Consider the following 26,015-nt stretch of genomic DNA (forward strand, 5'->3'; position numbering starts at 1 on the left):
TCCCATTTCCCGGGGGACGCGCTCGCAATTCGACAGCACCAGGCCGGCCTGCCCGGGCAGACGACCTTACTCAGGGGAGCCGATCCTTGCCATCAAGCTGCCGGATTGTGGCGGCAACGATCTATGCGCCTCGGGTCCAATAGGCGTATCGTTTGACGACTCCGCCGGGCCTTCCAGAAGGGCAGGTAAAACGGAAGGTAGCGGCAGTCGGCAGCATGACGTCACCCTCAAGCGAACAGATATCGAGCCGCGATCATCGCGTCGATTTCCTGCGCGGCCTGGCGCTGGCGATGATCTTCATCAATCATGTGCCGGACAATTTCTACGCGGGCTTCACCACCATCAATTTCGGCCTCTCCGACGCAGCGGAAATCTTCGTCCTGCTGGCGGGCTTTGCCTCGGCCAATGCCTATTTCCCGCGCTTTGCGCAAGGGCAGGCAGTGAGCGCCTCGCTCGGCGCGCTGAAACGCTCGGCCATGCTTTATGCGAGCCACATCGTGACGACGATGATGGCCCTGGCGCTGTTCTGCGCCGCCGCCATGGTCTTCGCGCGGCCGGGCTATGTCCATGACATGATCTATAATGTCGGCCTGAAGACGTTCTTCGAGAACACGGCCGCGGCCTTTGTCGGCATGGTGCTGCTCGGCCACCAGCTCGGCTATTTCAACATCCTGCCCATGTATATGGTCTTCCTGGCGCTGCTGCCCGTCATGATGTGGTTGGCGCGGATGAGCCGCGCGCTGCTCTTCGCCGCGTCGCTGGTACTGTGGCTCGCCGCCGGCTGGTACGGGCTCAACATACCGAACTACCCGATACCGGGCGGCTGGTTCTTCAATCCCTTTGCCTGGCAGCTTCTGTTCGTGATCGGCTTCATCTCGGGGCTGTGGTCGCGCGAGGGGCGCATGCCTGAATTCAACCCGCTTCTGTTCTGGCTGTGCATCGCCTGGCTTGTCTTCGCCTGTGCCTGGGTGAGGCTGGGCTATTCGGCCTGGAAGCCTGCCGACACGTTGATCCCGCAGCGCCTGTGGAATTTCGACAAGACCTATTTCGCCCTGCCGCGCCTGCTGCACATACTGGCGCTCGCTTATGTGGTGATGATCTCGCCCTTTGGCGAATGGCTGCGCCGCATTCCGCCGTCGAACCCGCTCACCGTCATGGGGCGCCATTCGCTGCCCGTCTTCTGCCTGGGCTCGCTTCTCGCCATGGCGGGCGCCATCCTGCGCTATGAATGGGGCGGCGGCGTCCTCCATGACACGGTCCTCATCCTGAGCGTGTTCACCCTTCCCATGCTCCTCGCTTATGCGCTGGATGCCGGCCGTCCCGCGCCCCGCAGCCGCGCCGCGCAAGCGGCATAGACAGACCCGCCGCTCCATCCTTGCAGAATGATGCCCCGGTTGTCATAGTGGGATTGCGTCTGCGGAGGACAGCATGAGCAGCGACCCGGCTCACGACCATATGGCCGACACCGCAACCGCGGGCGTCATCGCGCGGCCGCCCTTCATCTTTCTTGCCAGCCTTCTGCTCGGCTATCTGCTCCACTACCTGTTGCCCTTGCCGTTCTCGCCGCCATGGCCGGACCTTCTCACCTGGATCGTTGCCGGCGTTCTGATCCTCGTCGGGCTCACCGTCTTTGCCGCAGGGATTCGAAACTTCTCGACCGCCGGGACGCCGGTGCCCACAAACGAGCCGACGCGCGCGCTGGTGACGACCGGCATTCATGGCAGAACCCGCAATCCCATCTATGTGGGCATGTTCCTCGTCTATGCCGGCATCGGCATCGGCGTGCAAAGCCTGTGGATCCTGATCCTGCTGTTGCCGCTTGCCGTGGTCATCAATTATGGCGTCGTGGCCCGCGAGGAGGCCTATCTGGAGAAGCTGTTCGGCGAGGAGTATCGCACCTACAAGGCCCGCGTGCGCCGCTGGATTTAGCCGGTTTCAACATCCCGGAACTCATTTGACCTTTTTTGACTCCTTTTTCGCTCCTCGATCGTCTTGGCGACATGGGATCACGATCAAGGAGCAGAGAAATGAGCCTCAAGGATAAGACTGCCGTCGTTACCGGCGGAAGCCGTGGCCTCGGTCGCGGGCTGGTGGAAGCGCTCGTCGCCGGGGGCGCCCATGTGACGGTCGTCGCCCGCGATGCCGATGCGCTCGCCGCCGTCCGCGCCGAACTTGGGGTCACCACGGTCGCCGCCGATATTGTGGATGAGACCGCGGCACAGCGCATCCTGGCCGAGATCCGGCCGGATATCCTGGCGCTGAACGCAGGCACCAAGCCGCGCATGGGCAGCCTCGACCAGATGGAATGGGCGGATTTCACCGCCCCCTGGGAGACCGACGTCAAGGCGGGGCTCTATTGGATGAAGGCGGCGCTCAATCTGCCGCTGAAGCCCGGAAGCCGTGTGCTCGTGGGCTCGAGTGGTGCGGCCAATAACGGATCGCCGCTTTCCGGCGGCTATGCCGGCGCCAAGCGCATGCTGTGGCTCATGGCCAAATATGCCAACAATATTGTGGCGCAGAAGAAGCTCGGCATCCGCTTCCAGGTGATCGTGCCCTTGCAGATGGTGGGCGGCACCGGCGTCGGCGACACCGGCGCCGATGCCTATGCCAAGGCCGAGGGCATCAGCGCGCAAGAGGTCCTGCAGCGCTTCGGCGTTCCGATGCCGCCCCGCGCGTTCGGCGAGAAGGTTGTTTCGGTGCTGGATGATCCGAAATATGCTGATGGCTTCGCCTTCGGTCTGAAGGGCGACACGGGAGTGACAATTATCGAGGGAGTCGCGTGAGCCGGGAAGGGAGCGTCCAGCATACCGAACGCCTGATCGGCCTCCTCGCCGCGGCGAGCGAGCTGCGCCCTGAGCTGCATCGATATTGCGCACGTCTCATGGGCTCGGTCATCGACGGCGAGGACATCGTGCAGGACACGCTGGTGCGCGCCTTCGTCGGCCTGGAAGACCTGGAGGAGACGCCGCCGCTACGCCCCTGGCTGTTCAAGATCGCCCACAATCGTGCGCTCGATGTGTTGCGCGGCCGTGCTGTGCGCAAGGTAGAGCCCATCGAGGCTGCCCTCGATGTCGCCGATACGGAAAGCCCTGATCCGGTGGAGACTCTGATGCGCCAGGAAGCGGTCAAGACGGCGGTGTCGCGTTTTGCGGAGCTCCCCATCCCGCAGCGCAGCGTCGTCATCTTGAAGGATGTGCTGGGCGAATCGCTGGCCGAGATCGGAAGTCTTCTCGACCTCTCGATCGATGCCGTGAAAGGCCATCTGGCGCGCGGGCGGGCGCGTCTGCGCGACATCAATGGGCGCGCCGCATCGCTCGCCGAAATGCCGCCGGTGTCGCCGCAAGTGACACGCTATGTGACGCTGTTCAACCAGCAGAACTGGGACGCCTTGCGGGCGCTGCTCGCCGACGATGTGAGGCTCGTCCAATCTGCCCATCCTCAGCGTTTGGGCAAGACGGATGTCGGCAAATTCTTCACTGTCTATGCCGGACATGATGGCCTGAGGCTCGCTCCGGCCTGGCTCGAGGGCAAAGAAGTGATCGCGGTTTTCGACGGTCGCGATGGTCGCAAGCCCAGCTATGTAATGTGGCTCGAATGGCAGGACGGCCGGATAAGCTTCATCCGCGACTACCGCTATGTCCGTTATGCCATCGCCGACGCGGAACTGGTGCTGGCCAGCTCCTCATAGAGCGTCTTCCTGTTCAGGCATGCGCGATTTCCCCGCTGTGCAGTGCGGCGCAATTCCGATAAGCTGCTGATATCGCGGTACTTGCTTCCAAAAGCGAAGATGGAGCGGACCGCAAAATTCTCGGATTCTCCCTGTATTTTCCCTGTATCCGTGTGGGACGTACGATGACCTATGACAAATTCAACATCTTCTGCGGCTCGCTCCCGGCCACGACCTATGTGATGCAATGGGGCGGCTCGCATGTGTGGAAAGTGGGCGGCAAGGTCTTCGCCGTCGGTGGCTGGGACGAGGGTGAGCATCCGCATATCACCTTCAAGGTTTCCCCCATCGCCTATGAAGTGCTGAAAGACCAGCCGGGTCTCAGGCCGGCACCCTATCTCGCGTCGCGTGGCATGAAATGGATCCAGCATTATGCCAGACCCGGCCTCAGGGATGCGGAGCTCAGGGAATATCTCAAGGCCTCGCACCGGATCGTGGTGCAGGGCCTGTCGAAGAAGAAGCAGAAGGAGCTCGGACTGTCATTCGGGTGATCGACTGAACCCGCGTTTTTGATTGAACACTTGCGCTGCGGCAGATTTTGTGCCAATTGCGCAGCCCGCGCCATGAGCGCGTTTGCTGGAGCAGGACCGATGATGGAAGATCGCACCATACTGTGCGCAGGTCTTCCGGGCGCCCGAAACGCCCGGCCGCTCCTTATTGCGCCGGCAAGCTAGCCGGCAAAGCTCTGCGACCAGCCACATCCTGAAAATCTGAACCTCTGATGGCGTGACCACGCGCGCTTGCGCGCCTGTCGTGCCGTCACGCCGCACCCTCCGTCCATCCATGGCCGCGGGGCGGCCGAGCCATTGGACAACGATCAATGATCGACCGCGATTTCCTCATTCCGGCGCAAGCGGATGCCGACACGAAACAGGGGCGTCTGCTTTTTCGCTACTACAAGGATCGTTATGCCGTGATGCTGCTGGAGACTATTCTGCGGCCGCGCCTGCCCATCCGGACTCTGCGAGCAGGCCGCTATGGACGCTTGCTCGATCGCCCCGCCATCAAAGCGCTTGCCGCCTCGAGGAGCGATGGCTGGCTCGATCGTGACGATCTCCTGATGCTTTGGCCGCAGGAGTTCGAGACTTACGTATTGAGCTTCGCCACCTGGGGCTCGCGGAAGACTTGCGACCGGCAGTGGAACCAGACATCGCGGTCACGCCGCCAGCTCGTGCTGCAGCTCAACTTCTCGCGCCGCCATGATGCGGAATACCGGCGATTGGTTTGCGGTGCTGAAAACCTGCCTTTCGTCTGCGGGTACCATCCGGTGAATTTGAATGGGCGCAACACGATGGGCTGGGCTCGCATCGATATCGATGCGGCTTCGGGCGAAGCGCTGATCGAGGAAGTGCAGAATGATTGGATCAGGCATGCCGGCGAGGATCTTGCCGACGCCATTCAAGGCTGGGGAGGGTTCAAGGAGCCAGCCGCGCGCGACCGGCTCAGGATCTATGTGGAGAGCATTCTGGCGCCGCATGCGGCCATGTGGAGCGAGGCCGTACTGGCGGCCGCTCTCCACGTCCTGATCGGCTTGTGCGGCATTTCCCGCGTCTGGTTCCACGATTTCGATACCGGCTGCAAAATCAAACGGATAAAAGGAGGGAAGCCGCCGCGCTCTCTCTATACCGACCTGCCTAAGCGCTTCTGCTTCGAGAAGACCGACGAGCCGCCGCACTTCCTGCTGCCGGCGCAGCCGCGCTGGCTCAGGCAAAAGCTCAAGCGTCGTGAGGGGCGCTTCTGGCGCTTCGATGCCTAGGTCCTTTTCGGCCGCTTTATGGCGCGCACCTTCCCGCTCTCGCCGCCGCCGCAATAGAACCTGTCGGCGCCGTCGGATTCGAGGCCCGATACGCCGGCGCCGGCCGGCATCTGCAGGCTCTCCAATACTTCGCCGGTGCCGGGATCGATGCGCCGCACCTCGCTCTCATCGCCTTCCCAGGTGGCGTGCCACAGCTCGCCTTCGACCCAGGAGACGCCGGTGACGAAGCGGTTGCAGTCGATGCTGCGCAGGATCTTGCCGGTCTCGGGATCGATCTGGTGGATCTTGCGGGCGCGATACTCTCCGACCCACAGCGAGCCCTCGGCCCAGGCCATGCCGGAATCGCCGCCATTGCCGGGAGCGGGAATCGTCTTCAGCACGCGGCCGGTTTTGGGATCGATCTTCTGGATGCGCTCTTCGGCGATCTGATAGATGTGCTCGCCGTCGAAAGCAGTGCCCGCATGCGCGGCGACATCGAAGGCGCGAACCGTCTTGCCCGTGTCGGGGTCGAACGCGTTGAGCTTCTCTCCCGAGGCGAACCAGACCTTGCTGCCATCGAAGGTGACGCCGGCCACATTGTCGGCGCCGGGGAAGGGGCCATATTCGCGAATGATCTGGGCGGCGGATTGCTTCATGGGTCTGTCCTCTTTGCTGCCCTTAAACTAGCCGCTCGGCAGCGGCGCCGGGAGTAACAATGTCGTCGTGAAACCGGGCACCGGCGGGGTCATCCAGCGCCGCGCCCGGCCGCGCCCGAAATACTGCACTTTGCCCGTCGCCGCGAGATCATCGAGCGCCCGCTGCACGCTGCGCTGGCTGGAGCCGAGCGCCAGCGCCAGGGCCGAGCTTGACCAGGATTCGCCATCGGCGAGGAAGGCGAGCACCGCCGCATGCTTCTCCTCGACGGGGCGCGCCAGCACGGCAATGTCGCGGCCGCGCGCCGGCTCGATGCGGAAGCCCCGCTGGGTGGCGCTGATGCCGGCGAGCCTTTTCAGCATGCGCCGCAGCCGCCCGATCTCGACCCTGAGGCGCGCCCGGTGCGATTCATCGGCATGTTTCGCCCCGAAAGCACGCGCCAGCAGCGCATCGCGCGTCACATCGTCAGGCCAGACTTCGGCGAGCGCCCGGGCGAGCGCGAAGAGCACCGGACGGCTGGCCAGCGAAACCACCACGCTTCCGGCGCGCACGGCATGGCGGCAGGCATCGATGACCAGCGTCTTCGAGGCGAGCAGCGCCTCGACCTCGGCGAGGAGCAGTGGCTGCTCATGCTGGCGCGCGATGAGGCGCGCCGCCGGCAGCGCGAGCAGGCGGTTGGCGCTCTCGACCTCGGCAGTCAGTGCGGGAATGGCGGCAAGGCGCGCCGCCCGTCTGGCGCGGATCAGCGCGTCGCGCGCCTCGTGGCTGCGGATGCGCCGCATCGCGACGCCCGCCACGACCAGCTCATGCGCCGCGCGCAGTGCCGGGGGCAAAGGCGACGGATCGAGCCGGGCCAGCTCTGTTTCCGCGGCATCGAGCTTGCCCAGGAGAAGCAGGCGGCGGATCTCCAGATAGCGCGCATGGGCGGCATTCACCTTGTCGCCATGGTCTTCGAGCGTGGCGCGCGCTTGCGCCAGCGCCGTGGCGGACCAGCCGAGATCGCGCGAGACCAGCGCAATCTCGGCCTCGGCGAGGATGCAGCGCGCCCGCGCCACGATTTCCTTCGCGCCGAAGCCGCGGGCCGCCCGTTTGAGCAGCGCCCGCGCCCGCTCGAGATCGCCGAGCTGCGCCATCGCGATGCCGCGCAGCGCCAGCGCCGCCGCATCCTCGCGCAGCGCCACCCGCTTGAGCGCACCAAGCGGGTCACCCTGGGCCAGCGCCTGCGCCGCGGCCGTGATCAGCGAGTCCATCTGCCGTCCTTGATCCGAAATCCCGCCACACTTGTCACTCCCACCCTTTCGATAGCCGTCACTACTCTGTCTGACAACAACCTCGTGAAAGGAGACGACCGATGAACGACCTCACCACGCTCAGCCCCTATGGCGTGTTGTCAGCATCTGAGACCTTGACCATCCAGCGCCTGTTGCCGGGGCCTGTGGAACTTGTCTGGGCCGCCCTCACCGAGAACGACTTGCGCCGCCAATGGCTGGCCGCGGGCGAGATGGAGCTGAAGCTGGGCGCCCCGTTCGAGTTCGTCTGGCGCAATAACGAGCTGTCCGATCCGCCGGCCAGGCAGCCGGAAGGGTTCAAGGAAGAATACCGGATGGAGAGCCGGATCACCGAGCTCGATGCGCCGCGCCGGCTCTCGATCGGCTGGGATGACACGGGTGAAGTGACCTTTGCGCTCGAGCCCCAGGGCAAGAAGGTGCTGTTGACCGTTACGCATCGCGGATTGAGCGATCGCGGCACGCTGCTCGCCATCGCGGCCGGATGGCATATGCATCTCGACATTCTTGTCATCCGCTCGCGCGGACTTGAGCCCGAACCCTTCTGGGAAGGCTGGACAAGGCTGCGCCAGGACTATGACCGCCGCTTCATGGCGTGATCTTCAGGGAGACCATCATGAACCTCGGATTTGCCTTCGCCGCCGCCGCGATGATCGCTGCAGCGCCAGCCTATGCCGCCGGCACCACGCTCGACCAGATGCCGCCCCGGCTCGAGACCCGCTTCGCGCTGAGCGCGCTGCCGCCGGCCATGCGCGACAAGGCCACTGTCTATCTCCTCGATCCCAAGACAGGGTATCGGCTCTCGCGTGAGGGGACGAGCGGCGTCGCCTGTCTTGTCCAGCGCACCCAGTGGGAACTGGCCGATTTCCGCAATGATATCTATTACGCGGTCTGCTACGACGCGGCGGGCGCCGAAACCTATCTGAAATATGTGAGAGATGCCGCAGCATTGCGGGCGCAGGGGCTGGGCCCTGAAGCGCTCAAGGCCGAGATCGAGAAGCGCTACCGCGACAGGACCTACAAGGTTCCCGAGAAGCCGGGGCTTTCCTACATGATCGGCCCCGTGATGCGCACCATCGGACCGCCCGATCTCGAGGTCCACACCATGGCCATGCCGCATCTCATGTTCTATGCGCCCTTCCTCACCAATGCGGATATCGGGGCACTTCCCGATCTCGCCAATCCGGCGAGCCTGCAGTCGCCCTTCATCGACCGGCAGGGCAATGGCGAGCAGAGCTACATGATCCAGATGGTGGGTGCCGCGGAGAAGGCGAGGATCCTGGCCGACGAGAAGGAACTCGTCGATGAGCTGTGCGCTTATCGCAATGTGCTGTGCCTCGATCATACGCAGCACTAAGCCCCCCGGATCGAGGCGAAAGGAGACGACGATGGCCAATCATCTGACAGCGACGCGCGGGGAATGGCTCAAGGCGCGGCTCGATCTCCTGAAGGCGGAGAAGGAGCATACCAGGCAGGGCGATGAGCTGGCGCGCCGCCGCCAGGAGCTGCCCTGGGTCAGGATCGACAAGCCCTATATGTTCGAGACCGACAAGGGCGTGGTGGCGCTTCAGGATCTGTTCCAGGGCCGCTCGCAGCTCCTCGTCTATCACTTCATGTTCGGTCCCGATTACAAGGCAGGCTGCCCGTCCTGCTCGGCGATCGCCGATGGCTTCAACGGCTTTGCCGTGCATCTGGCGCAGCATGACGTCATGCTCTGGGCGGTGTCGCGCGCATCCTTCGCCAGGCTCAAGGCCTACAGGCAGCGGCTGGGATGGACCTTCCCCTGGGCGTCCTCGCTGGGCGGCGACTTCAATTTCGATTTCAATGTCTCCTTCACCGAAGCGCAGCAGCGCGATGGCATCGAGTACAATTATGTGCGCGAGCCCGGATGGAAAAAGACGGACGGTGCAGGGGAGGTTTCCAGGCACGCGGCGATGGCGGGAACCGATGCCGCGGCGTTTACACGCGAAAGGCCGGGCATGAGCAGCTTTATCCGCGCGGACGACGTCATCTATCACACCTATTCCGCCTTTGCGCGCGGGCTGGATGGTCTGTGGGGCATGTATCAGTGGCTCGACCGCGCGCCTCTCGGGCGCAACGAGGAGGGCGGCCTGTGGTGGCGCCGCCACGATGAATATGGAAAGGCTTGAAGGGAGATAGATATATGAGCAAGTCCTATACTGGCGGCTGCGCCTGTGGCGCCATCCGCTATGAGATCTCAAGCGAGCCCCTGGCGATGGTCGATTGCCAGTGCCGCCACTGCCAGCAAAGGAGCGGCACGGGGCATGGATCATACCTGACCTTCCCGAGCGTGAAGGATGTGAAGGTCTCGGGCGCGGCAGCGCAATGGGACATTGCCGGCGACAGCGGCAATGTGAAGACGCATTGCTTCTGCCCCACTTGCGGAACCCCCGTCTATCTGAGTTTTTCGGCGATGCCCGACTTCTTCACCATCCATGCGGGAAGCCTCGATGATCCTGCCCGCTACAAGCCGCAAGTGATAACCTATACAGTGAGCAGCCAGGTTTGGGATCACGTCGATCCGGCTTTGCCCAAATTCGACAGGATGCCGCCGATATAGGCGAGGAATGCCGGGATGTCATCCCGGCATCTTCACGACGATCTTGCCGAACGGGCCGCGCGCCAGGTGATCGAGGGCCTGGGGGAAGTCGGCCAGTTCATATTCGGCATCGATCACCGGCTTGAGGCCGGTGCGGTCGACGGCGCGCACCAGCCCCTCAAGCCCGCTGCGATGGCCGACCTGGATACCGTCCACCGTCAGGCGCTTGAGCGCCAAGGGCAGGAAATGGCCCGAGATGTCGAAGCCTTCCAGCACACCGATGAGCGAAATGCGCCCGGACACCGCCGCTGCCTTGAGCGACTGGCCGAGATGCGCGCCGCCGACGATTTCAAGGATCTGATCGACACCGCGATCGCCCGTCAGGTGATACACCGCCTCCACCCAGTCTTCCTTCTTGCGGTTGATGCCATAGGTGGCGCCGAGCGCCTTGGCGCGCGCGAGCTTGTCGTCATCGCCCGAGACCACGAAGACCTCGGCGCCATGGGCGCGCGCGAGCTGCAGACCGAAGAGCGCCACGCCGCCCGTGCCCTGCACCAGCACGGTCTGGCCGGCATGGATATGTCCGCGCTCGACCAGCGCCGTCCAGGCGGTGAGGCCGGCGCAAGGCAGCGTGCTCGCTTCGGCATCATTCAGGCTCTCCGGCGCCTTCACCGCCCAATCCTCATCGAGCAGGACATATTTCGAAAGAACGCCTTGCATGGCGCCGCCGAGCGCCAGGGAGTTCGGCTCGCGCGCGGTGCCAAATCCGGACCCATCGATCCAGCCCGGAATGAAGGTCGAGATCACCCGGTCGCCCGCCTTGAAGCGGCTGACATCGCCACCGGTTGCAACCACCATGCCCGCAGCATCGGAAGCCGGCACGAAAGGCTCGCTGCCGGGTGAAAAGCCGAGGCCCTCATCGATGACAAGCAGGTCGCGATAATTGAGCGAGACGGCGGAGACTTTCACCAGGATCTCAGCCGGCCCGGGAGCAGGGACGGCGGCAGAGCGCAAATCGAGATTGTCCCGCCCGATTGCCTTGAGCGTCCAGCGCTTCATCGTGCTCGCCTTCACATGCTGATTCATGGTTTTCGCCTCCGTTGGATGAGAGGTCGGCAGCATATTCGCGCTTGTGGAGTTGCAGTGCGGGAAGTTTTTCCGCTAAATGTATCCTTCAAATCTACAATGATAGAGTCATGACCGACACGCTGAGCGGCATTCGCGAATTCGTCACTGTGGTGGAAGCGGGCAGTTTCGCCGCGGCAGCCCAGCGTCTCAATGTGTCGCGCTCGGCCGTCGGCAAGGCGGTGGCGCGGCTCGAGGCGCGGCTTGGCGTGCGGCTGTGCCACCGCACGACGCGGGTCTTGAGCCTGACCGAGGATGGGCTTGCCTATCATGAGCGTTGCCTGCGCGCCCTCAAGGAGCTGGAAGCGGCTGAGCTGGCGCTCGAATCCGGCCGCCTGGAACCGGCGGGCAAGGTGCGCGTCACGCTGCCGGTCGCCTTCGGCCGCCACTGCGCGGCGCCGGTTCTTTTCGATGTGGCGCGCCGGCATCCGGCGCTGGTGCTGGAGATCGCCTTCACCGACCGGCCGATCGATCTCATCGAGGAGGGTTATGATCTTGCTGTGCGCAACGGTGAGCTGCCCGATGATCCCGCCTTGATGACGCGTGCGCTGGCGCGGCAGCGCATGACGGTCTGCGCATCGCCCGCTTATCTCGAAAGACATGGCCGTCCCGCCACCCTCAACGACCTCGCCGTGCATCAGGCGATCGACTATGCCAATCCGCGCCATACCAGAAGCTGGCTGTTTCCCGGCGAGCAGGGGAGGCTGGACGAGATCGCCATGAAGGGGCGTATCAGGCTCGATGACCTCGAAGCCATCAGCGATGCCGCCGTTGCCGGGCTTGGTCTCGCCTGGCTGCCCTGCTGGCTGATCCGCGCGCGTGTTGCGCAGGGCGAGCTTGTCCGGCTGTTCGACGAACCCGGAAGCGAGTTCACCAGCTCGGCCTTGTGGCCGCGCGCACCGTTCCTGCCGTTGCGCGTGCGGGTCCTCATCGATGCCTTGGCGGCGCGCCTGCCGGCGATGATGGACTGATGCCGCGGACGATCGACGTCAGTCACCTGGCGAATATCCCATGCCGGACTTTTAGAGCAGGTTGAAATCTTCCCGCCTTGACGGCTGGACTTGACGGCTCGTTATCTTGAGATGGTGCGCAATATTCATATAGACTTTTCCTGGAGACATTCCGGTCAGGGAGAGACGATGAAGCTTCTGATCATCGGCGGCGGGATTGGCGGCCTGGTGACGGCGCTGGCGCTCAACCGGGCAGGCGTCGATGTCGAGGTCTTCGAGCAGTCGCAGGAGCTGCGCGAGTTGGGCGTCGGCATCAATCTCCTGCCGCATGCGGTCAAGGAGCTGGCGGAGCACGGTTTGCTGCCGGCGCTCGATGCTGCCGGGATCCGCACCCGCGAGCTGATCTACACCAACCGGCTGGGCCAGGTGGTATGGCGCGAATTGCGCGGCCTCGATGCGGGCTATGAGGTGCCGCAATTCAGCATCCACCGCGGCAAGCTGCATGGCGTCCTGCTGGGCGCCGTTCTCGAGCGCCTGGGCGCCGGGCGGCTGCACACGGATCGCCGGCTGGTCGATCTCGCCGAAGGCGACGGGCGCGTGACGGCACGGTTCGAAAGCCGCTCGCAAGGCGGACGTGTCGAAGCGGCGGGCGACGGTCTGATCGGCGCCGATGGCATCCACTCGCGCGTGCGCAGCATCTTCTACCCGCAAGAGGGGCCATTGCTGTGGAGCGGCATCATGCTGTGGCGCGGCGCCACCGAATGGCCGGTCCATGGCGATGGCCGCACCATGATGATCGCCGGCGGCAATGCGGCGAAATTCGTCTTCTATCCGATCCATTCCGATCCGGCGCGCCCCGCGACGCGCCTGACCAACTGGGCCATCATGGCGCGCATCGCCGATGGTTCGGGCCCGCCGCCGCGCCGCGAGGACTGGAATGCCACCGCGCGGCCGCAGGAGGTGCAGGCCTTCGTCGCCGACAGCTTCCGCCTGGGCTTTGTCGAGCCGGCCAGGATCATCGAGGCCACCGGCACTTTCTATGAATATCCCAATTGCGACCGCGATCCGGTGGCATGCTGGTCCTTCGGCCGCACGACCCTGCTGGGCGATGCGGCACATCCGATGTATCCGGTCGGCAGCAATGGCGCCAGCCAGGCGATCCTCGACGCCGCGGCTCTGGCGCGCCACCTGACGGCGATGCCGGATGTGGCGGAAGCCTTCGCCGCCTATGACGCCGAACGCCGGCCAATGACGGCGGAGATCGTGCGCAACAACCGGCGCGGCGGACCGGAAGGCGTCATCGACCTGGTCGAGGCCCGCGCGCCCGAAGGCTTCGATGATATCGAGGATGTCGCAAGCTTTGCCGAGCGCGAGGCGATCGTGCGCGGCTATGCATCGCTCGCGGGCTATAGCCGCGAGCAGGTCAATCTCGGGCGGCGCTGAATCAGCAACGCCGCCTCTGACCGCAAAGGTCCCCGCTCGCTTAGTCGATGATTACCGACGCCTTGACCTGCCACTTGCGCGAGGGATGGCTGTCGCAAGTGAACTGCAGCGCCGTCACATTGTTGGCGGTGCTGACGCCGCCGGCGATGGTCAGGCACTTGCCGGTCTGCACATTCTGGATCTGGAAGCCGCTGCCCACCCGGTTGATGCGCCAGCGGCGCGACGGATGGCTGTCGCAATTGAACTGCAGCGCCGTCACATTGTTCTCGGTGCTGACGCCGCCGGCGATGGTCAGGCATTTGCCGGTCTGCAGATTCTTGATCTGGAAGGCGCTGCCCATGCGCACCAGCCGCCAGCGCCGCGAGGGATGGCTGTCGCAGGTGAATTGCAGCGCCTCGACATTGTTGTCGGTGCTCATCCCACCGGCAATCGTCAGGCATTTGCTGGTCTGCATGTTGATCAGCATCACCTGATCGGTCGCGGCAAGCGAGCGATCAGGGACGCCGTTGGCGAGCAGCAAGGCCGATCCCAACAGGCCGGCCGTGAAGAAAAGACGAGCACGCACATGATTGGTCATGATCTTTCTCCTACCGACGCTGTTGAAGTTTGAGATGAAGGCCGCTATTCGAGCGGCTCAGGAGCGCTGAAGTCCTTGATGAAGGCCTTGTGCTGGTCCGGCACCTTCTAGAACTGGACGAGCTTTATCGACTTGGTCGGCGGCTAAAGCCGGGCTCAAGGCGATCAGCAAAGCAAGCACGAGAGCACATTTCCGCATGGTGTCCTCCTCGGGATTTCCGGGCGTGCTTGAAACACTGGGCGGATCCTATGTACGAAGCCGGGAGGCGTCGGTGCGAATAGTCACATCGGCAGTCTTATTTTGGGTCTCCCGCCGGGCTAATTGAAGCCAAATTCTCGTGGTGATGATTCGGGATGGCTCATATGACTCGCAGTTTTCGTCTTCAGATAGGCCTTGGGGCTCTGGCCCTCGCGGCCTTTCCGCTCGCCACGCCCGCTTTCGCTTCCTTCGAAAGCTGTGCCAAAAGCGTGCGCGCCCAGGTGCTGAAAGCCGGCATCCGTGCCGATATCGTCAACGCTGCTTTCAAGGGCATCACCTTCGATGAGAAAGCGGTGCGCTTCTCGCGCACCCAGCCCGAATACCGCCTGGCGATCTGGGACTACATGGCTTTTCTGGTCGACGATGCGCGCCTCGCCGATGGGGCGAAGATGCTGCGCGTGCATGACAAGACCTTGCGCGCGGTCGAGCGGGCCTATGGCGTCGATCACTTCATTCTGGCGTCCCTCTGGGGCGTGGAAAGCGACTACGGCCAGGAAAAGGGCATCTTCTTCCTGCCGCATGCGCTGTCCAATGTCGCTTGCGCCGGCAAGAAGCCGGCCATGTTCACGGCCGAGCTGATCCAGGCTTTGCGCATCGTCCAGGCGGGCGACGTAAAGCTCTCCGACCTCAACGGCTCCTGGGCCGGCGCCTTCGGCCAGACGCAGTTCATGCCCTCGACCTATCGCAGGCTCGCCGTCGATTTCGATGGCGACGGAAGGCGCGACACGATCCGCTCGGTGCCCGATGCGCTCGCTTCCGCCGCCAATTTCCTGAAAAAGGCCGGCTGGCAGTCGGGCCTGCCCTGGGGTTTCGAGGTGAAAGTTCCCGGCTCCTATTCAGGCTCGGTCGGCCGCTCGCGCAAGGCACCCATTGCCGCCTGGGCCAGGCAGGGCATCCTTCGCGCCGACGGCAAGGCGCTGCCGAGGAGCGGTTCCTACGGATTGATCAGGCCGGCCGGGCCCACGGGCCCTGCATTCCTCGTCTCGCGCAATTTCGATGTGCTCTTCTCCTATAATGCGGCGGAAGCCTATGCGCTGGCGATCGGCCATCTGGCGGACCGGCTGAGGGGCGGCGGCGCGTTCAAGACCGCCTGGCCGACCGATGATCCGGGCCTCGACCGCGCGGATCGCAAGCGCCTGCAGGAGCTCCTCATCGCCAAGGGCTATTACCGGGGCGAAGCTGATGGCCGCATCGGCCCGCTGACTATCGTGGCGATCAAGGCAGCACAGAAGAAGGCAGGCCTCAAGCCAACCGGCCGGCCCGGCACGCGCATCCTGAAAGTTCTGGCGGGGAACTGACCGGCCGCGAAGACGGATCACGCCTTGGGAGCGACCCGCACCAGGCTGGCGCAGCATATTTCCCCGCCATGTGCAGAAGCCTGCGGCGGTCTTGAACTCGCGGATTCTGGCAGGATCGACGGTGACGGGCAGCATCGGCTGGCATTATGGCTTGTTTCTCCTGATCGGGAACAGGGCACGCAACTGCGGATCACGCAGCCACAGGCCGCCCCACATGAAGAGGCCGAGATAGACGCCGAACAGGAGGTGGCTGAAGAGGGGATTGTCGACGCGCAGCTGCGTGGCGATCGCGCCGCCAAGCAGGCCGGTCATCCATACCGCACCCAGCAGGCTGGTGCGCGGGATCACATAGAGCACCACGCCGATGATCTCGATGGCGGCGATGAGCGGCATATATTGCTTGGCCCAGCCGAGCTGCGCCAGATAAGCGTCGTTGGCATCGGGGAAGAACAGCTTGGGCGTGACCGAGGCAATGAGGATGAAGAGCACGAAGAGAATGCTGAGCACGCGACCGGTCAACACCATGGGCGTGGCCTTCATCTGGCGGCGCCAGCCGCCTGTCGCATTTGCCGAAGTTGCCTGTTGCATGGGGAAAGCTCCTGTTGTCATATATCTTGTTGGCAAGATAACTGGCATGAGAGATATCTTGCTGTCAAGATATATGAGGTGGCCATGACTGTGGATGAAAAAGTTCCCGGCGACGATGTGGACCGCTTTCGCCGGCAATGGGCGCGCGAGCTGCCGGATGTGGACACGTCGCCAATGTCGGTGTTCGGCCGGATAAACCGGCTGGCACAGCGTCTCCATCCCAAGATCAGCGCCGTCTTTGCCGCGCACGGCATAGATCGCGGCGAGTTCGATGTTATCGGCACCTTGCGCCGGTCTGGCCCGCCCTATCGGCTGACGCCGACGGAACTCTACACCTCCCTGATGCTCACCTCCGGAGGATTGACGAGCCGGCTCGTGAAGCTCGAGGAAGTTGGCCTGATCGTCCGCGAGCAATCGAGCGAGGACCGGCGCAGCTTTTCCGCGCGCCTGACCCGGAAAGGCATACGCCTTGCCGAAGCGGCTTTCCGCGCCGACATGGCGAATGAGCTTGCCATGCTGGCGGCTCTCCCTGAGAGCGAGCGAGAAGCCCTGGCGGAGCTGTTGTGCAAACTCCTTGCCGCCCTGGAGCAGCGAAAGGCGGATTAATCTCCCTTGGCGGCTGGATTGACGTCCACGATCTTGAAATAGCTCGAGTCTCCCACAAGCTCACCGGCGACGTCGTCGATGGAGTCGATCAATTCCTTGCATCTGTATTGCAGGGCCGAGTCACGATGTTCGCCCTGTCCACAAGTGATTGCCAGATTGCGGCAGACCGCAAGCGTCTGAATGAAATGCTGCCGGTCGGAAAAGCTCATTGGCCGCGTCATGATAATTTCAACCGACGCAAAGTGTATCGCATGGAAGTCTGCCTTAGTTGACAAGCCGCTCGCCTCGAACTAGAACATATAAGGAACAAAAAGTCATTATGAGAAAGCAGGAACGCTCCAATTGTGCGGCCGCGTCTTCGATCCTGAGGAAGTTTCCGAGATCAAATTGAACCCGCTGAAGAAAAGGCGTGGCGACCGCTGGCTGTGGACACTGCCGCGCCGATACAATGTGCCGCCGACAATGCCGCTACCGGTAATGACATCGACCGATGGAGTGCGCACGATCGAGCCGATGCGATGGGGGCTCATTCCGCCTTGGGCGAAAGATCCGAAGAAGCTCGGCAACACGTTCAATGCGCGTGCCGACACGATCGACCAGAAGCCAGCCTTCAAAGGTGCATGGAAGGCTCAACGCCGCTGCCTTGTGCTTGTCGGAGGCTTCTATGAATGGCGCCGTTCAGGTGTGGCCGACAAGCAGCCCTTCGCCTTCGCCATGGGAAACCATGATATCATGACCTTGGGTGGCCTGTGGGAACCGTGGAAGAATCCGGAAACCAGTGAATGGACAAGGTCATGCACAATCATCACAACCGAGGCCAATGATCTGCTGGCACCGGTTCACGACCGCATGCCGGTCATCATCGGTTCTGAGAACTGGGACAAGTGGCTGGGTGAAGATGCCGTGAACGACAATGAACTCAAGGCCATGCTCGCCCCGTTTCCTGCCCCGAGGCTTGCGGCATGGCCGGTCGATCAGAGAGTCGGCAGTGTCAGGAACGACACGGCCGACTTGATCGAGCGAGCTGCCGTGCAAGCTGCGCTGCTTTAGTCGGGCTGCTCCGTCTTCACCATCATCCCGGCGATCTCTTTCAGAAGCTTCGCCGCAACATTCTCCGTCATGTTGGACATATCGCAGCGCGGATTGAATTCGACGATATCGGCGGCGACGATCGGCTGGCCGATTGCGTGGACCCAGTCGATCACCTGGCGGGTGGTGAGGCCGCCCGGTTCCCGGAAGGTGACGCCGGCGCATGGGCCGGATCGAGCGCATCGAGATCCATTGAAATATAGACCGGCGTCTCGAGATCGAGCTTCAGCGGTCCGTTGCAGCGATGCGCCTCGATGACCTCGACGCCGAAGCGTTCGAACTGCTGGCGATGATGGCCGTTGATAGTGCGCAGGCCGACCTGGATCAGGCGATCGACCAGCTTTTCTTCCATGATCCGGGCGTGAGCCTTGCCGACCAGCCGTGACGAAGGCTATGACACGGCGTCCATCCTTGCGAGGAGATGGCGCGCGGTGAAGAGATCGAGATGCCCGCCGCCGACATTCTTGTACATGGTGATCTCGTCTTGCGATGCCCGCCCCGAATGCCGGCCGGTGCTGAGATCGAAGAGATCGGCGATGATGTTTTCCTGCGTGATGAGGCCGCGGGCAAGCGGTGTGGCGATCTCGCCTGAGCCTTCACAGCCGGCTCGGGTATCGACGAAGATATGGCCGGCACGCCGGACGACATCATCATCAGCCTCGCGCATCTCGGGCAGATAGGCGCCGATCAGGTCGACATGCGCGCCAGGCTTGAGCAGCCGCCCCAGGACGAGGGGCTCCGTCGCCATGGTGACGCAGGAGACGATGTCGGCTTCGGGCAATGTGGCGCCGAGATCCGTGGCCGGCGCGATCGAAACCGGCAGATGCCGGAGCCTGTCGGCCAATGAAGCGGCCCTCTCCGCCGTGCGGTTCCAGATGAGGACGCGCGCCAGCGAGGGCCTGACCGCCAGATGCGCCGCGATGACATGCGGCGCCAGCCCGCCGGCGCCGATGACGAGCAAGGTTCGCGCATCAGGGCGTGCCAGGTAGTCGGCGCCGAGCGCCGAGTCGGCTGCGGTCTTGCGGAAGGTGAGCGCCGCGCCGTCGGCGGTGACGAGCGGCGCGCCCGTCACACCGCTCATCAGGGCGACAAGGCCCTGCACCGAGGGCTGCGGCGGTTGAAGTGCGGTATTGCCCGGAAACACTCCGACGAGCTTGACCGCAATAAGATCGCCGCTGGCCCAGGCGATGAGCGAAACGAACTTGTTGGCATCATCGCCTTGATCGCTCATCACATCGACGCGCCGCTGCGGCATCCGATCGGCGCGATGAGCAGCGCGCAAAGCTTCGATCAGGCCCGGATAGTCGAGCAGGCTTTCGACGGTTTCGGCATCGGCATGTCGCATCGCTACAAGTCCGGTTCAGATGACACGGGCGAGGAAGGCCTTGGTGCGGGCGTGCCGTGGATGGCTGAGCACGTCCTTCGGTTTTCCTGCTTCGACGATGACTCCCTCATCCATGAATACCAGGTGATCGGCGACATCGCGGGCAAAGCTCATCTCATGGGTGACCACCACCATGGTCATGCCGTCCTCGGCGAGCTGGCGCATCACCGCCAGAACCTCGCCGACGAGCTCGGGATCGAGCGCCGAGGTCGGCTCATCGAAGAGCATGAGCGCCGGCTGCATGGCGAGTGAGCGTGCAATGGCGACGCGCTGTTGCTGGCCGCCCGAGAGCTGTTTGGGATAATAATGCGCGCGCTCCGCCAGCCCCACCTTCTTGAGGAGAGCTGTAGCCTCGGCGATCGCGTCGGGTTTCTTCTTGCGCTTCACGACGATCGGCGCTTCGATGACGTTCTCGAGTGCGGTCTTGTGCGGGAACAGGTTGAAGCTCTGGAAAACCATGCCCATGCGCTGGCGCTGCACCGCAAGCTCGTTGAAGGACATCTCATAGAGCGTATTGCCGCGCCATTTGACGCCGATCGGCTCCCCGCTGAGAAAGACGGCGCCCGCATCGGGCGTCTCGAGATAGTTGAGGCAGCGCAGCAGGGTGCTTTTGCCCGAGCCCGACGGGCCGACGATGCACATAACATCGCCGGCCTCGACGGCAAGATCGATATTGCGCAGCACCTGGTGTGTGCCGAAGCTCTTCGACAGCCGCTCGACCTTGAGCAGGGGCTGAGCCTCGGTCATGAGCGGGCCTCCTGGCGCCTGAGCGACCAGAACCTGCTCTTGAAGAGCGAGTTGAACACGGCGCCCAGCGCCAGGGGCCGGCCATTGAGGCGATGCTCGATATAGTGCTCGGCGAAAGTCAAAACCGTCGAAAGGATGAGATACCAGATGGTGGCAACGATAAGCAGTGGGATCGTCTGATAGGTGCGCGAATAGATCATCTGCGCCGAATAGAGGAGATCGGGCAACGCCAGCACGCTGACGAGCGAGGTGAATTTCAGCATCGAGATCGTATCATTGCCGATTGGGGGAATGAGGATCCGGAGCGCCTGCGGCAGGATGATGCGCCTGAGGATCTGGGCCCGTGTCATCCCGAGCGTCGCCGCGGCTTCCGTCTGGCCGATATTGATCGCCTGGATGCCGGCCCGGATCATCTCCGCCGCATAGGCGCTTTCAGTGAGGGAGAGGCCGAGGATCGCGGCGGTGAAGGGCGTGATCAGGAGATTGGTGCTGCCTTCCCATAGTTGCGGGCCGAAGGGGATGCCGATGGAAACGTTCGGTATGAGCAAAGCGAGATTGTACCAGAAGACGAGTTGTACGAGGGGCGGCACGCCACGGAAGAACCAGATCCACAACCAGCTCGCCGCCTGGAAGACAGGGTTGCTCGACAGCCGCATGATCGCCAGCACGATGCCGATGGCGAGGCCGAAGATCATGGCGAGGAAGGTGAGCAGCAAGGTGCGCCCCAGTCCTTTGAGGATCTCGGGGCTCAGCATGTAATGCGCCACCACCGGCCATTGCAGGTTCTCGTTGGTGACGAGCAGGCGGATGAAGAAGAAGACGAAGAGAAAGAGGGCCGCCCCGCCGATCCAGCGCGCCGGATGCCGGACCGGAACCGGCTTGGTGGCGTGGATATCGGGACGGGACGGCGTTGGCGATTGGCCCATGCGGCACTCCGGGCTGGATGGGCCTTCGGTAATGGCGTTACTTCGGATCGGGATGGGCCTGGTCGACCAGGACCGCCTTGTCCAGCATCCCGCTGCCGTCGACGCCCCACTTGGCCATCAGCTGCTTGTAGCTTCCGTCATCGATCATAGACTGAAGCGCGTCCCGCAGAACAGGCCCGAGCGCATCGCCGCGGCGGATGCCGATGCCGTTATAGACGGCATTGCTGACGAAGGTGGAGACCTCGAAGGTCCCGGTCTGCTTGGCCATATATTGCAGTTTGGCGGAGCCCGCCGCGACCAGCTCGACGCGGCCGGACGACACGGCGAGCTCGGCCGCGTTCTGGGTGGTGAATTGCTGCAGGTCGATCGGCTTCACGCCCTGGCAGGTTTCGGCGCTCACTTTGGTCAGATACTGGAAGTCCCAGGCACCGGTGAGGACGGCGACGCTGTGGCCACACAGGTCTTTTTCGCTCTGGATGTTGAAATTCTTGCCCTTGAGCGAGGCATAGGCGGTGCCTTCGCGGCGCTGCGGCACAAAATCGAGCGCCTGCAGGCGTTCCTCCGTGACACCGAAGGAAGAGAAGCCGGCATCGAAGCGCTTGCTGACGAGGCCTGGAATGATGACCTCGAAGCTGGTCGCCTCGAATTTGAACTCGACGCCGAGCTTCTCCGACATCGCCTTGGCCATGTCGACGCTCCAGCCTTTCAGCTCGCTGTTCTCGACGAATTCATCCGGCGGCCAGTCATTGAACACCGCGACATTGACGCCATTGGTCTTGTACTGGTCGGGCAGGGCGTCGTGCAGTTTCTGGTCGATGCCGCCGGCCACCGCCTGGACGGTCGCGAAGGTGAGAAGGGCGGCGGCGGTGAGCAAGGCGCCGCCGCAGTTCCGTAAAGTCTGCATGCCATAGGTCATGACGTTTTCCCTGTGCTTTGTGCCTGTTCTTGCGCTCCGGATAACGTGCCCGAACGCGATGGTTGATCACGGCCGCATATTGTGCGAACGTTCTCACAATACAAACATGAGGTCTGCTGGGTCGTCAAGCATGAAATGGAGAATGTTCTCACACCTCTGGACAGGCTGCTTCCGGCAGTTTGCAGCCGCCTCCGGGCACGCTAGAGGGAAAGGCTTGGTGATTCCGAAGATGCACTTGAGTCATGGCTGAGAAACGCATCGACAAAGCGACCATCACTGAGGTTGCCCGGCTTGCGGGCGTCTCGACGGCGACGGCCGGGCGGGTGCTGGGCGGATACGGCTATGCGAGCGATGAGATCAAGAAGAAGGTCAAGGCATCGGCCGAGCGACTCGGCTATCGCCCCAATCTCCTGGCGCGCGGCCTCATCACCGGCAAGACCAAGACCATCGGCGTCGTCGCTGGCGACATCCAGAGCCCATTTTATTCGAGCATCCTGCGCGGCGTCGCGGATGTGGCGCGCGCCGAAGGCTTTGGCGTGCTCATCACCAACAGCGACGAGCTTCTGGCGCGCGAGCTGGAAGCCGTGCAGCTGCTGCTCGAGAAGCAGGTCGATGGCCTGATCGTGGCGCCCTGCGATACGGAGCGTTCCGATCATCTGAGGAAAGCGCTGAAGGAGGGCTGCCCGATCGTGCAGTTCGACCGCATGGTCAATGGGCTCCGTGCCGATGCGGTCACCGTCGACAACCGCAGGGCCTCGCGCGAGGCGATAGCAAGCCTGATCGAGGCCGGTCATCGGCGCATCGCCATTCTGGCGGAGCTCGAGCGCTGGGATTCGGGTGACATTGCCTCCTTCGTTGCGCGGGTGACCTCGCGCAGCATCGAGCCCGCCAATCTTTTTCCGAGCTGGCAGCGTCTCTTCGGCTATGTCGAGGCGCATCTCGCCGCCGGAATAGAGATCGACCGGGCGCTCATTGGCCGCGTCGGCGCTTACTCGCTGGAGGCGGCGCGGCTGCAGGCCTTGCAGCTGCTGCGCCTGCCGGGCCGGCCGACGGCGCTCTTCACCGCTGACGGTCTGATGACGGCGGGGGCCATCGACGCCATCACTTCGTTGGGCCTCGCAATCCCGGACGAGCTTTCACTGATTGGCTTCGATGATCTCGACTGGATGAGTTTTCTCAAGCCTGCCATCACGGCGGTGGTGCAGCCTTTGACCGCGATGGGCGAGACGGCGGCGCGCTTGATGCTCGATCGCCTGTCGGGCAGCGAGAGTCCGCCCCGCCACGTAACTCTCGAATTGTCGCTCACCCGGCGCGGCTCGGTGGCGCGCGCCCGGCTCTCATGAAGTCTTGAGCTTCAGGGCATCGACATCGGCGGCGATGGCGATCGGCGCGCCATGCCCGACCGCACCGAAATAGCGACAGGTATCGGCGGCTGCCAGGGCAGCGGCGGAGAGGATCTGATCGGGTTTTTCTTCGGCAAGAAGACCATAGAGCGTGCGCGCGATGAAAGTGTCGCCCGCCCCCAGCGTATCGACGGCCTCGACCGGATGTGCAGCGACCGACCAGCGCGCGTCTCCATGGGCCAGCACCGCGCCCTGCTTGCCGCGTGTCACCAGTACCCATTTGGCTCCACAAGAGAGGAGTTCACCGCTGACCGCCGCAACCTCCTCCTCTGAGAGATCGCCGCCCGACAGCGCGGCCAGGAAGCAGAGCGGGGCGATGGTGCGGCGATGCCTAGGCTCGCGCCGCGTGGAGAAATCATAGGAAAGGGGAGCGCGCTTCGCGATTGCCGCGACATGCGCATCGAGTCCGCTTGATTGCCCGACATGTACCGCCGAAAAAGACTCGAGGAACGCCAGATCATCCGCGTCGGGCGTGAATATCGACACGCCGAGATCGAAGCTCAGGAACAGGCGCTCGGCATTGCGATGGCCGATAATGCAGTAAGCGGTAGGCCCGGCGAGCCGGTGCAAATGGCTGACATCGACGCCTTCGGCCTTGAGCGCGGCATGAATGACATCGCCGGCCTCGTCGCGCCCGATGGCGCCGACATAGGCCGAGCGCGCGCCGAAGCGGCGGGTGAACACCGAGACATTGAGGCAATTGCCACCGGGGAACATCTCGTTCCGCGACAGGTAGCAGTCGACGACATTGTCGCCTATCGCGGCGATACTGACCATGTTGGCTTTTTCATTGACAATATGTGAGAACGTTCGCACATTGATTTCAGCCTGTCAATCGAGAGAGAAGATGAAGACTGAATTGAACCGGGATATCGAAGCCGCATTGCAACCGCTGTCCGCCCGACCCATCTCGCATGTCTTCCTTGTCGCCTGCGGCGGTTCGCTGTCGATCATGCAGGGCGGGAAATATTTCATCGACAGGCATTCGACGAAATTGTCCTCCGACATCTTCAATGCGGATGATTTCGTGTGCCGCGCCCCGCAGAGGCTTGGCCGCAATGCCCTGGTGATATTGTGCTCGCAGACCGGGACGACGCGCGAGACGGCGCGCGCTGCGCAGCACGCGCGCGAGAAGGGGGCGCTCACCGTCGCCATGACCCTCGACCCGGCCTCGCCGCTGGCCAAAGCCTCGGACTTCACTGTAGCCTATCAGGCTTCCTACACGACCGGCATTGCGATCGACGCTGCCGACAGCAACTATGCGGTCCTTTACATGCTGCTGACCGGTGTGCTGCGCGCCACTGACGGGATTGATCTGGTGGCGCCGGTGCTCACAAGCCTTTCGGCCCTTCAGCCGGCGATCGACAGGGCGCATCAGGTTTTCGCCGACCGCTTTGCCGATTTTGCACCACACTTCAAGGACAAGTCCGCCATCTACACACTGGCGAGCGGCCCCTCTTATGGCGCCGCCTATTCCTTCTCGACCTGTGTGCTCATGGAAATGCAGTGGTATGATTCACAAGCCGTGCATGCAAATGAGTTCTTCCATGGCCCCTTCGAAGTGGTCGACAAAAATGCCGCTTTCATTGTGCTGATCGGCTCTGACGAGACGCGCCGCCTGGCCGAGCGGGCCCGGGATTTCCTTCTGCGCTATGGGGCGGAGAGCAACATCCTCATTCTCGACAGCGCAGAACTCGATCTTTCCGCCATCGATGCCCGCTTCAGAGGATATGTCGAGCCGCTCGTCTTCTTCGATACTCTGTGGAAATTCGCCTACCGGCTGGCGGATCTGCGCAGGCAGCCTATGCTCGAAGGCCGCCGCTACATGAAGAAGATCAGCAACTACTAAGCTTTCTGCCTCGCTGAAGGGGAGGACTCGACCCTCTTTTTAAGCCGGCTCAGCATGTGGGCGGCATAGGCGGCGTAGGGGCCGATCCAGCGCTCGTGAATGCCATGGATCGGCAGCGCATCCAGATGGTTCCAGCGCTCGCGGCCGCGCTTTTCGGCGATGATGAGTCCGGCCTCTTCCAGCACATTAAGATGCTGCATGACCGTGCAGCGGTCGAGCCGGGGCAGGAGATCGCACAGCGCGCCGGTGGTGAGCGGGCCTTCCCTTAAGGCATCGAGCATGGTCCGCCGGGTCCGATGCCCCAAGGCCTTGAACAGAAGGTCGTCTCGATCTTCAATTGACATGTTATAAATATATAACATATTAGTGGAAAGAAGAGAAGCGAAAGGAACCAGCCATGGAACTTAAATTCTCGGTGGGCGGCAGGATCGCCAAGCCGGTGAGCGAGGTGTTCGAGGCGGTCGTCGATCCCAGGCAGCTCTCGCAATATTTTACGACCGGCGGCGCCAAGGGCAGGCTTGCCCCGGGCGCCGTCGTGACCTGGGACTTTCACGATTTTCCCGGCGCCTTTCCGGTCCATGTCATCGAGGTCGAGAAGGACAAGCGCATCGTGCTCGAATGGGATGCGGCCGAAGGTTCGGCAACGGTCAAGCGCACAACGGTCACCATGACCTTCGAGCCGCTCGATGATGGCCGCACGCTGGTGCGTATTGCAGAGCATGGCTGGTCCGACACGGAGAAGGGCCGTAGCGCCTCCTACGGCAATTGCGAGGGCTGGACCGGCATGCTGTGCGCTCTCAAAATGTGGATCGAGCACGGCATAAATCTGCGCCAGGGCTTCTACAAATAGCATTCCTGAGCAAATCCCTGTCGCCAAAGTCGGGTAACTTTGGC

30 protein-coding genes and 1 pseudogene are annotated in these 26,015 nt (G+C 63.1%); 18 read left to right on the plus strand and 13 right to left on the minus strand.

Annotation, left to right across the window (positions count from 1 at the left end; all coding sequences use genetic code 11):
• The first annotated feature begins 215 nt into the window (after window positions 1-215).
• The 6 genes from DT068_RS07810 to DT068_RS07835 all read left to right on the plus strand — a co-directional run bounded on the left by DT068_RS07810 (window position 216) and on the right by DT068_RS07835 (window position 5,483).
• Window positions 216-1,355 (plus strand): OpgC family protein, encoded by a 1,140-nt coding sequence (locus DT068_RS07810; RefSeq protein WP_119389221.1) that lies wholly within the window; start codon window positions 216-218, stop codon window positions 1,353-1,355.
• 73 nt (window positions 1,356-1,428) lie between these two features.
• Window positions 1,429-1,929 carry a methyltransferase family protein gene (locus DT068_RS07815; protein WP_119389222.1) on the plus strand — a complete coding sequence of 167 codons (501 nt, stop codon included), beginning with the start codon at window positions 1,429-1,431 and terminating at the stop codon, window positions 1,927-1,929.
• Between the two features lie 98 nt (window positions 1,930-2,027).
• Window positions 2,028-2,783 (plus strand): SDR family oxidoreductase, encoded by a 756-nt coding sequence (locus DT068_RS07820; RefSeq protein WP_119389223.1) that lies wholly within the window; start codon window positions 2,028-2,030, stop codon window positions 2,781-2,783.
• Complete coding sequence (locus tag DT068_RS07825; protein WP_162914054.1) at window positions 2,780-3,688, plus strand: sigma-70 family RNA polymerase sigma factor; 909 nt, start codon at window positions 2,780-2,782, stop codon at window positions 3,686-3,688. Before DT068_RS07820 ends, DT068_RS07825 begins: the two co-directional genes overlap by 4 nt.
• A 164-nt stretch (window positions 3,689-3,852) precedes the next feature.
• Window positions 3,853-4,218, plus strand: coding sequence for an MmcQ/YjbR family DNA-binding protein (locus DT068_RS07830; protein ID WP_119389224.1), 366 nt, complete (start codon window positions 3,853-3,855; stop codon window positions 4,216-4,218).
• Between the two features lie 329 nt (window positions 4,219-4,547).
• Complete coding sequence (locus DT068_RS07835; protein WP_119389225.1) at window positions 4,548-5,483, plus strand: hypothetical protein; 936 nt, start codon at window positions 4,548-4,550, stop codon at window positions 5,481-5,483.
• On the opposite strand, the gene DT068_RS07840 is transcribed toward DT068_RS07835, so the two are convergent.
• Together DT068_RS07840 and DT068_RS07845 are read right to left on the minus strand one after the other, a co-directional pair.
• The gene (locus DT068_RS07840; RefSeq protein WP_119389226.1) at window positions 5,480-6,118 is read right to left on the minus strand and encodes a Vgb family protein; all 639 of its coding nucleotides are present in this window, start codon (window positions 6,116-6,118) and stop codon (window positions 5,480-5,482) included. The genes DT068_RS07835 and DT068_RS07840 overlap by 4 nt on opposite strands.
• A gap of 27 nt (window positions 6,119-6,145) precedes the next feature.
• The gene (locus DT068_RS07845; RefSeq protein ID WP_119389227.1) at window positions 6,146-7,366 is read right to left on the minus strand and encodes a winged helix-turn-helix domain-containing protein; all 1,221 of its coding nucleotides are present in this window, start codon (window positions 7,364-7,366) and stop codon (window positions 6,146-6,148) included.
• A gap of 101 nt (window positions 7,367-7,467) precedes the next feature.
• Between DT068_RS07845 and DT068_RS07850 the strand changes: the two genes are divergently transcribed.
• From DT068_RS07850 to DT068_RS07865, 4 genes are read left to right on the plus strand one after another with little or no spacing between them, the layout of a single operon-like run.
• Window positions 7,468-8,001, plus strand: a complete 534-nt coding sequence (locus DT068_RS07850; protein ID WP_119389228.1) for an SRPBCC family protein — start codon at window positions 7,468-7,470, stop codon at window positions 7,999-8,001.
• 17 nt (window positions 8,002-8,018) lie between these two features.
• The gene (locus DT068_RS07855; protein WP_162914055.1) at window positions 8,019-8,759 is read left to right on the plus strand and encodes a hypothetical protein; all 741 of its coding nucleotides are present in this window, start codon (window positions 8,019-8,021) and stop codon (window positions 8,757-8,759) included.
• Between the two features lie 31 nt (window positions 8,760-8,790).
• The gene (locus DT068_RS07860; protein ID WP_119389230.1) at window positions 8,791-9,552 is read left to right on the plus strand and encodes a DUF899 domain-containing protein; all 762 of its coding nucleotides are present in this window, start codon (window positions 8,791-8,793) and stop codon (window positions 9,550-9,552) included.
• Between the two features lie 14 nt (window positions 9,553-9,566).
• Window positions 9,567-9,983, plus strand: a complete 417-nt coding sequence (locus DT068_RS07865) for a GFA family protein (RefSeq protein ID WP_119389231.1) — start codon at window positions 9,567-9,569, stop codon at window positions 9,981-9,983.
• A gap of 18 nt (window positions 9,984-10,001) precedes the next feature.
• On the opposite strand, the gene DT068_RS07870 is transcribed toward DT068_RS07865, so the two are convergent.
• Complete coding sequence (locus tag DT068_RS07870; RefSeq protein ID WP_119389325.1) at window positions 10,002-11,048, minus strand: zinc-dependent alcohol dehydrogenase family protein; 1,047 nt, start codon at window positions 11,046-11,048, stop codon at window positions 10,002-10,004.
• Between the two features lie 110 nt (window positions 11,049-11,158).
• On the opposite strand from DT068_RS07870, the gene DT068_RS07875 reads away from it, so the two are divergent.
• Window positions 11,159-12,058 (plus strand): LysR family transcriptional regulator, encoded by a 900-nt coding sequence (locus tag DT068_RS07875; RefSeq protein WP_119389232.1) that lies wholly within the window; start codon window positions 11,159-11,161, stop codon window positions 12,056-12,058.
• Window positions 12,059-12,226: 168 nt separating this feature from the next.
• Window positions 12,227-13,480 carry a flavin-dependent oxidoreductase gene (locus DT068_RS07880; RefSeq protein ID WP_119389233.1) on the plus strand — a complete coding sequence of 418 codons (1,254 nt, stop codon included), beginning with the start codon at window positions 12,227-12,229 and terminating at the stop codon, window positions 13,478-13,480.
• A gap of 40 nt (window positions 13,481-13,520) precedes the next feature.
• Here the strand turns inward: DT068_RS07880 and DT068_RS07885 are convergent, their stop codons facing one another.
• The gene (locus tag DT068_RS07885) at window positions 13,521-14,057 is read right to left on the minus strand and encodes an RICIN domain-containing protein (protein ID WP_119389234.1); all 537 of its coding nucleotides are present in this window, start codon (window positions 14,055-14,057) and stop codon (window positions 13,521-13,523) included.
• A gap of 362 nt (window positions 14,058-14,419) precedes the next feature.
• On the opposite strand from DT068_RS07885, the gene DT068_RS07890 reads away from it, so the two are divergent.
• A complete protein-coding gene (locus tag DT068_RS07890) occupies window positions 14,420-15,613 on the plus strand; it encodes a lytic murein transglycosylase (protein WP_119389235.1) in 1,194 nt (397 codons plus the stop codon).
• A gap of 144 nt (window positions 15,614-15,757) precedes the next feature.
• Here the strand turns inward: DT068_RS07890 and DT068_RS07895 are convergent, their stop codons facing one another.
• Window positions 15,758-16,201, minus strand: a complete 444-nt coding sequence (locus DT068_RS07895) for a DoxX family protein (protein WP_368904529.1) — start codon at window positions 16,199-16,201, stop codon at window positions 15,758-15,760.
• Window positions 16,202-16,285: 84 nt separating this feature from the next.
• Between DT068_RS07895 and DT068_RS07900 the strand changes: the two genes are divergently transcribed.
• On the plus strand, window positions 16,286-16,807 hold the full coding sequence (locus DT068_RS07900; RefSeq protein ID WP_119389236.1) for a MarR family winged helix-turn-helix transcriptional regulator: 522 nt from the start codon (window positions 16,286-16,288) through the stop codon (window positions 16,805-16,807).
• Here the strand turns inward: DT068_RS07900 and DT068_RS07905 are convergent.
• Window positions 16,804-17,016 (minus strand): hypothetical protein, encoded by a 213-nt coding sequence (locus DT068_RS07905; protein WP_119389237.1) that lies wholly within the window; start codon window positions 17,014-17,016, stop codon window positions 16,804-16,806. The genes DT068_RS07900 and DT068_RS07905 overlap by 4 nt on opposite strands.
• 133 nt (window positions 17,017-17,149) lie before the next feature.
• Between DT068_RS07905 and DT068_RS07910 the strand changes: the two genes are divergently transcribed.
• Complete coding sequence (locus DT068_RS07910; RefSeq protein WP_119389238.1) at window positions 17,150-17,857, plus strand: SOS response-associated peptidase; 708 nt, start codon at window positions 17,150-17,152, stop codon at window positions 17,855-17,857.
• On the opposite strand, the pseudogene DT068_RS07915 reads toward DT068_RS07910, so the two are convergent.
• The 5 genes and pseudogenes from DT068_RS07915 to DT068_RS07935 form a co-directional block, all read right to left on the minus strand.
• Window positions 17,854-18,248 (minus strand): annotated as a pseudogene (locus DT068_RS07915) (arginase family protein). The gene DT068_RS07910 and the pseudogene DT068_RS07915 overlap by 4 nt on opposite strands.
• Window positions 18,249-18,287: 39 nt before the next feature.
• On the minus strand, window positions 18,288-19,241 hold the full coding sequence (locus DT068_RS07920) for an ornithine cyclodeaminase family protein (RefSeq protein ID WP_119389239.1): 954 nt from the start codon (window positions 19,239-19,241) through the stop codon (window positions 18,288-18,290).
• Between the two features lie 15 nt (window positions 19,242-19,256).
• On the minus strand, window positions 19,257-20,027 hold the full coding sequence (locus tag DT068_RS07925; RefSeq protein ID WP_119389240.1) for an amino acid ABC transporter ATP-binding protein: 771 nt from the start codon (window positions 20,025-20,027) through the stop codon (window positions 19,257-19,259).
• Window positions 20,024-20,953 carry an amino acid ABC transporter permease gene (locus DT068_RS07930; RefSeq protein ID WP_119389241.1) on the minus strand — a complete coding sequence of 310 codons (930 nt, stop codon included), beginning with the start codon at window positions 20,951-20,953 and terminating at the stop codon, window positions 20,024-20,026. Before DT068_RS07930 ends, DT068_RS07925 begins: the two co-directional genes overlap by 4 nt.
• 37 nt (window positions 20,954-20,990) lie before the next feature.
• Complete coding sequence (locus DT068_RS07935; protein WP_368904530.1) at window positions 20,991-21,869, minus strand: transporter substrate-binding domain-containing protein; 879 nt, start codon at window positions 21,867-21,869, stop codon at window positions 20,991-20,993.
• A 242-nt stretch (window positions 21,870-22,111) separates the two neighbouring features.
• Here DT068_RS07935 and DT068_RS07940 point away from each other — a divergent pair, with 242 nt between their 5' ends.
• Complete coding sequence (locus tag DT068_RS07940; RefSeq protein ID WP_119389242.1) at window positions 22,112-23,212, plus strand: LacI family DNA-binding transcriptional regulator; 1,101 nt, start codon at window positions 22,112-22,114, stop codon at window positions 23,210-23,212.
• Here the strand turns inward: DT068_RS07940 and DT068_RS07945 are convergent.
• Window positions 23,207-24,049 carry a PfkB family carbohydrate kinase gene (locus tag DT068_RS07945; RefSeq protein WP_119389243.1) on the minus strand — a complete coding sequence of 281 codons (843 nt, stop codon included), beginning with the start codon at window positions 24,047-24,049 and terminating at the stop codon, window positions 23,207-23,209. The two genes, DT068_RS07940 and DT068_RS07945, sit on opposite strands and share 6 nt — an antisense overlap.
• 70 nt (window positions 24,050-24,119) lie before the next feature.
• On the opposite strand from DT068_RS07945, the gene DT068_RS07950 reads away from it, so the two are divergent.
• On the plus strand, window positions 24,120-25,121 hold the full coding sequence (locus DT068_RS07950) for an SIS domain-containing protein (RefSeq protein WP_119389244.1): 1,002 nt from the start codon (window positions 24,120-24,122) through the stop codon (window positions 25,119-25,121).
• On the opposite strand, the gene DT068_RS07955 is transcribed toward DT068_RS07950, so the two are convergent.
• A complete protein-coding gene (locus DT068_RS07955; RefSeq protein ID WP_119389328.1) occupies window positions 25,118-25,465 on the minus strand; it encodes an ArsR/SmtB family transcription factor in 348 nt (115 codons plus the stop codon). The two genes, DT068_RS07950 and DT068_RS07955, sit on opposite strands and share 4 nt — an antisense overlap.
• A gap of 53 nt (window positions 25,466-25,518) precedes the next feature.
• Between DT068_RS07955 and DT068_RS07960 the strand changes: the two genes are divergently transcribed.
• Entirely contained in the window at window positions 25,519-25,971 is a 453-nt protein-coding gene (locus DT068_RS07960) for an SRPBCC family protein (RefSeq protein ID WP_119389245.1), read from the plus strand.
• Window positions 25,972-26,015: the final 44 nt, after the last annotated feature.

This window comes from Taklimakanibacter lacteus, assembly GCA_003576695.1.
Lineage (GTDB): Bacteria > Pseudomonadota > Alphaproteobacteria > Rhizobiales > Aestuariivirgaceae > Taklimakanibacter > Taklimakanibacter lacteus.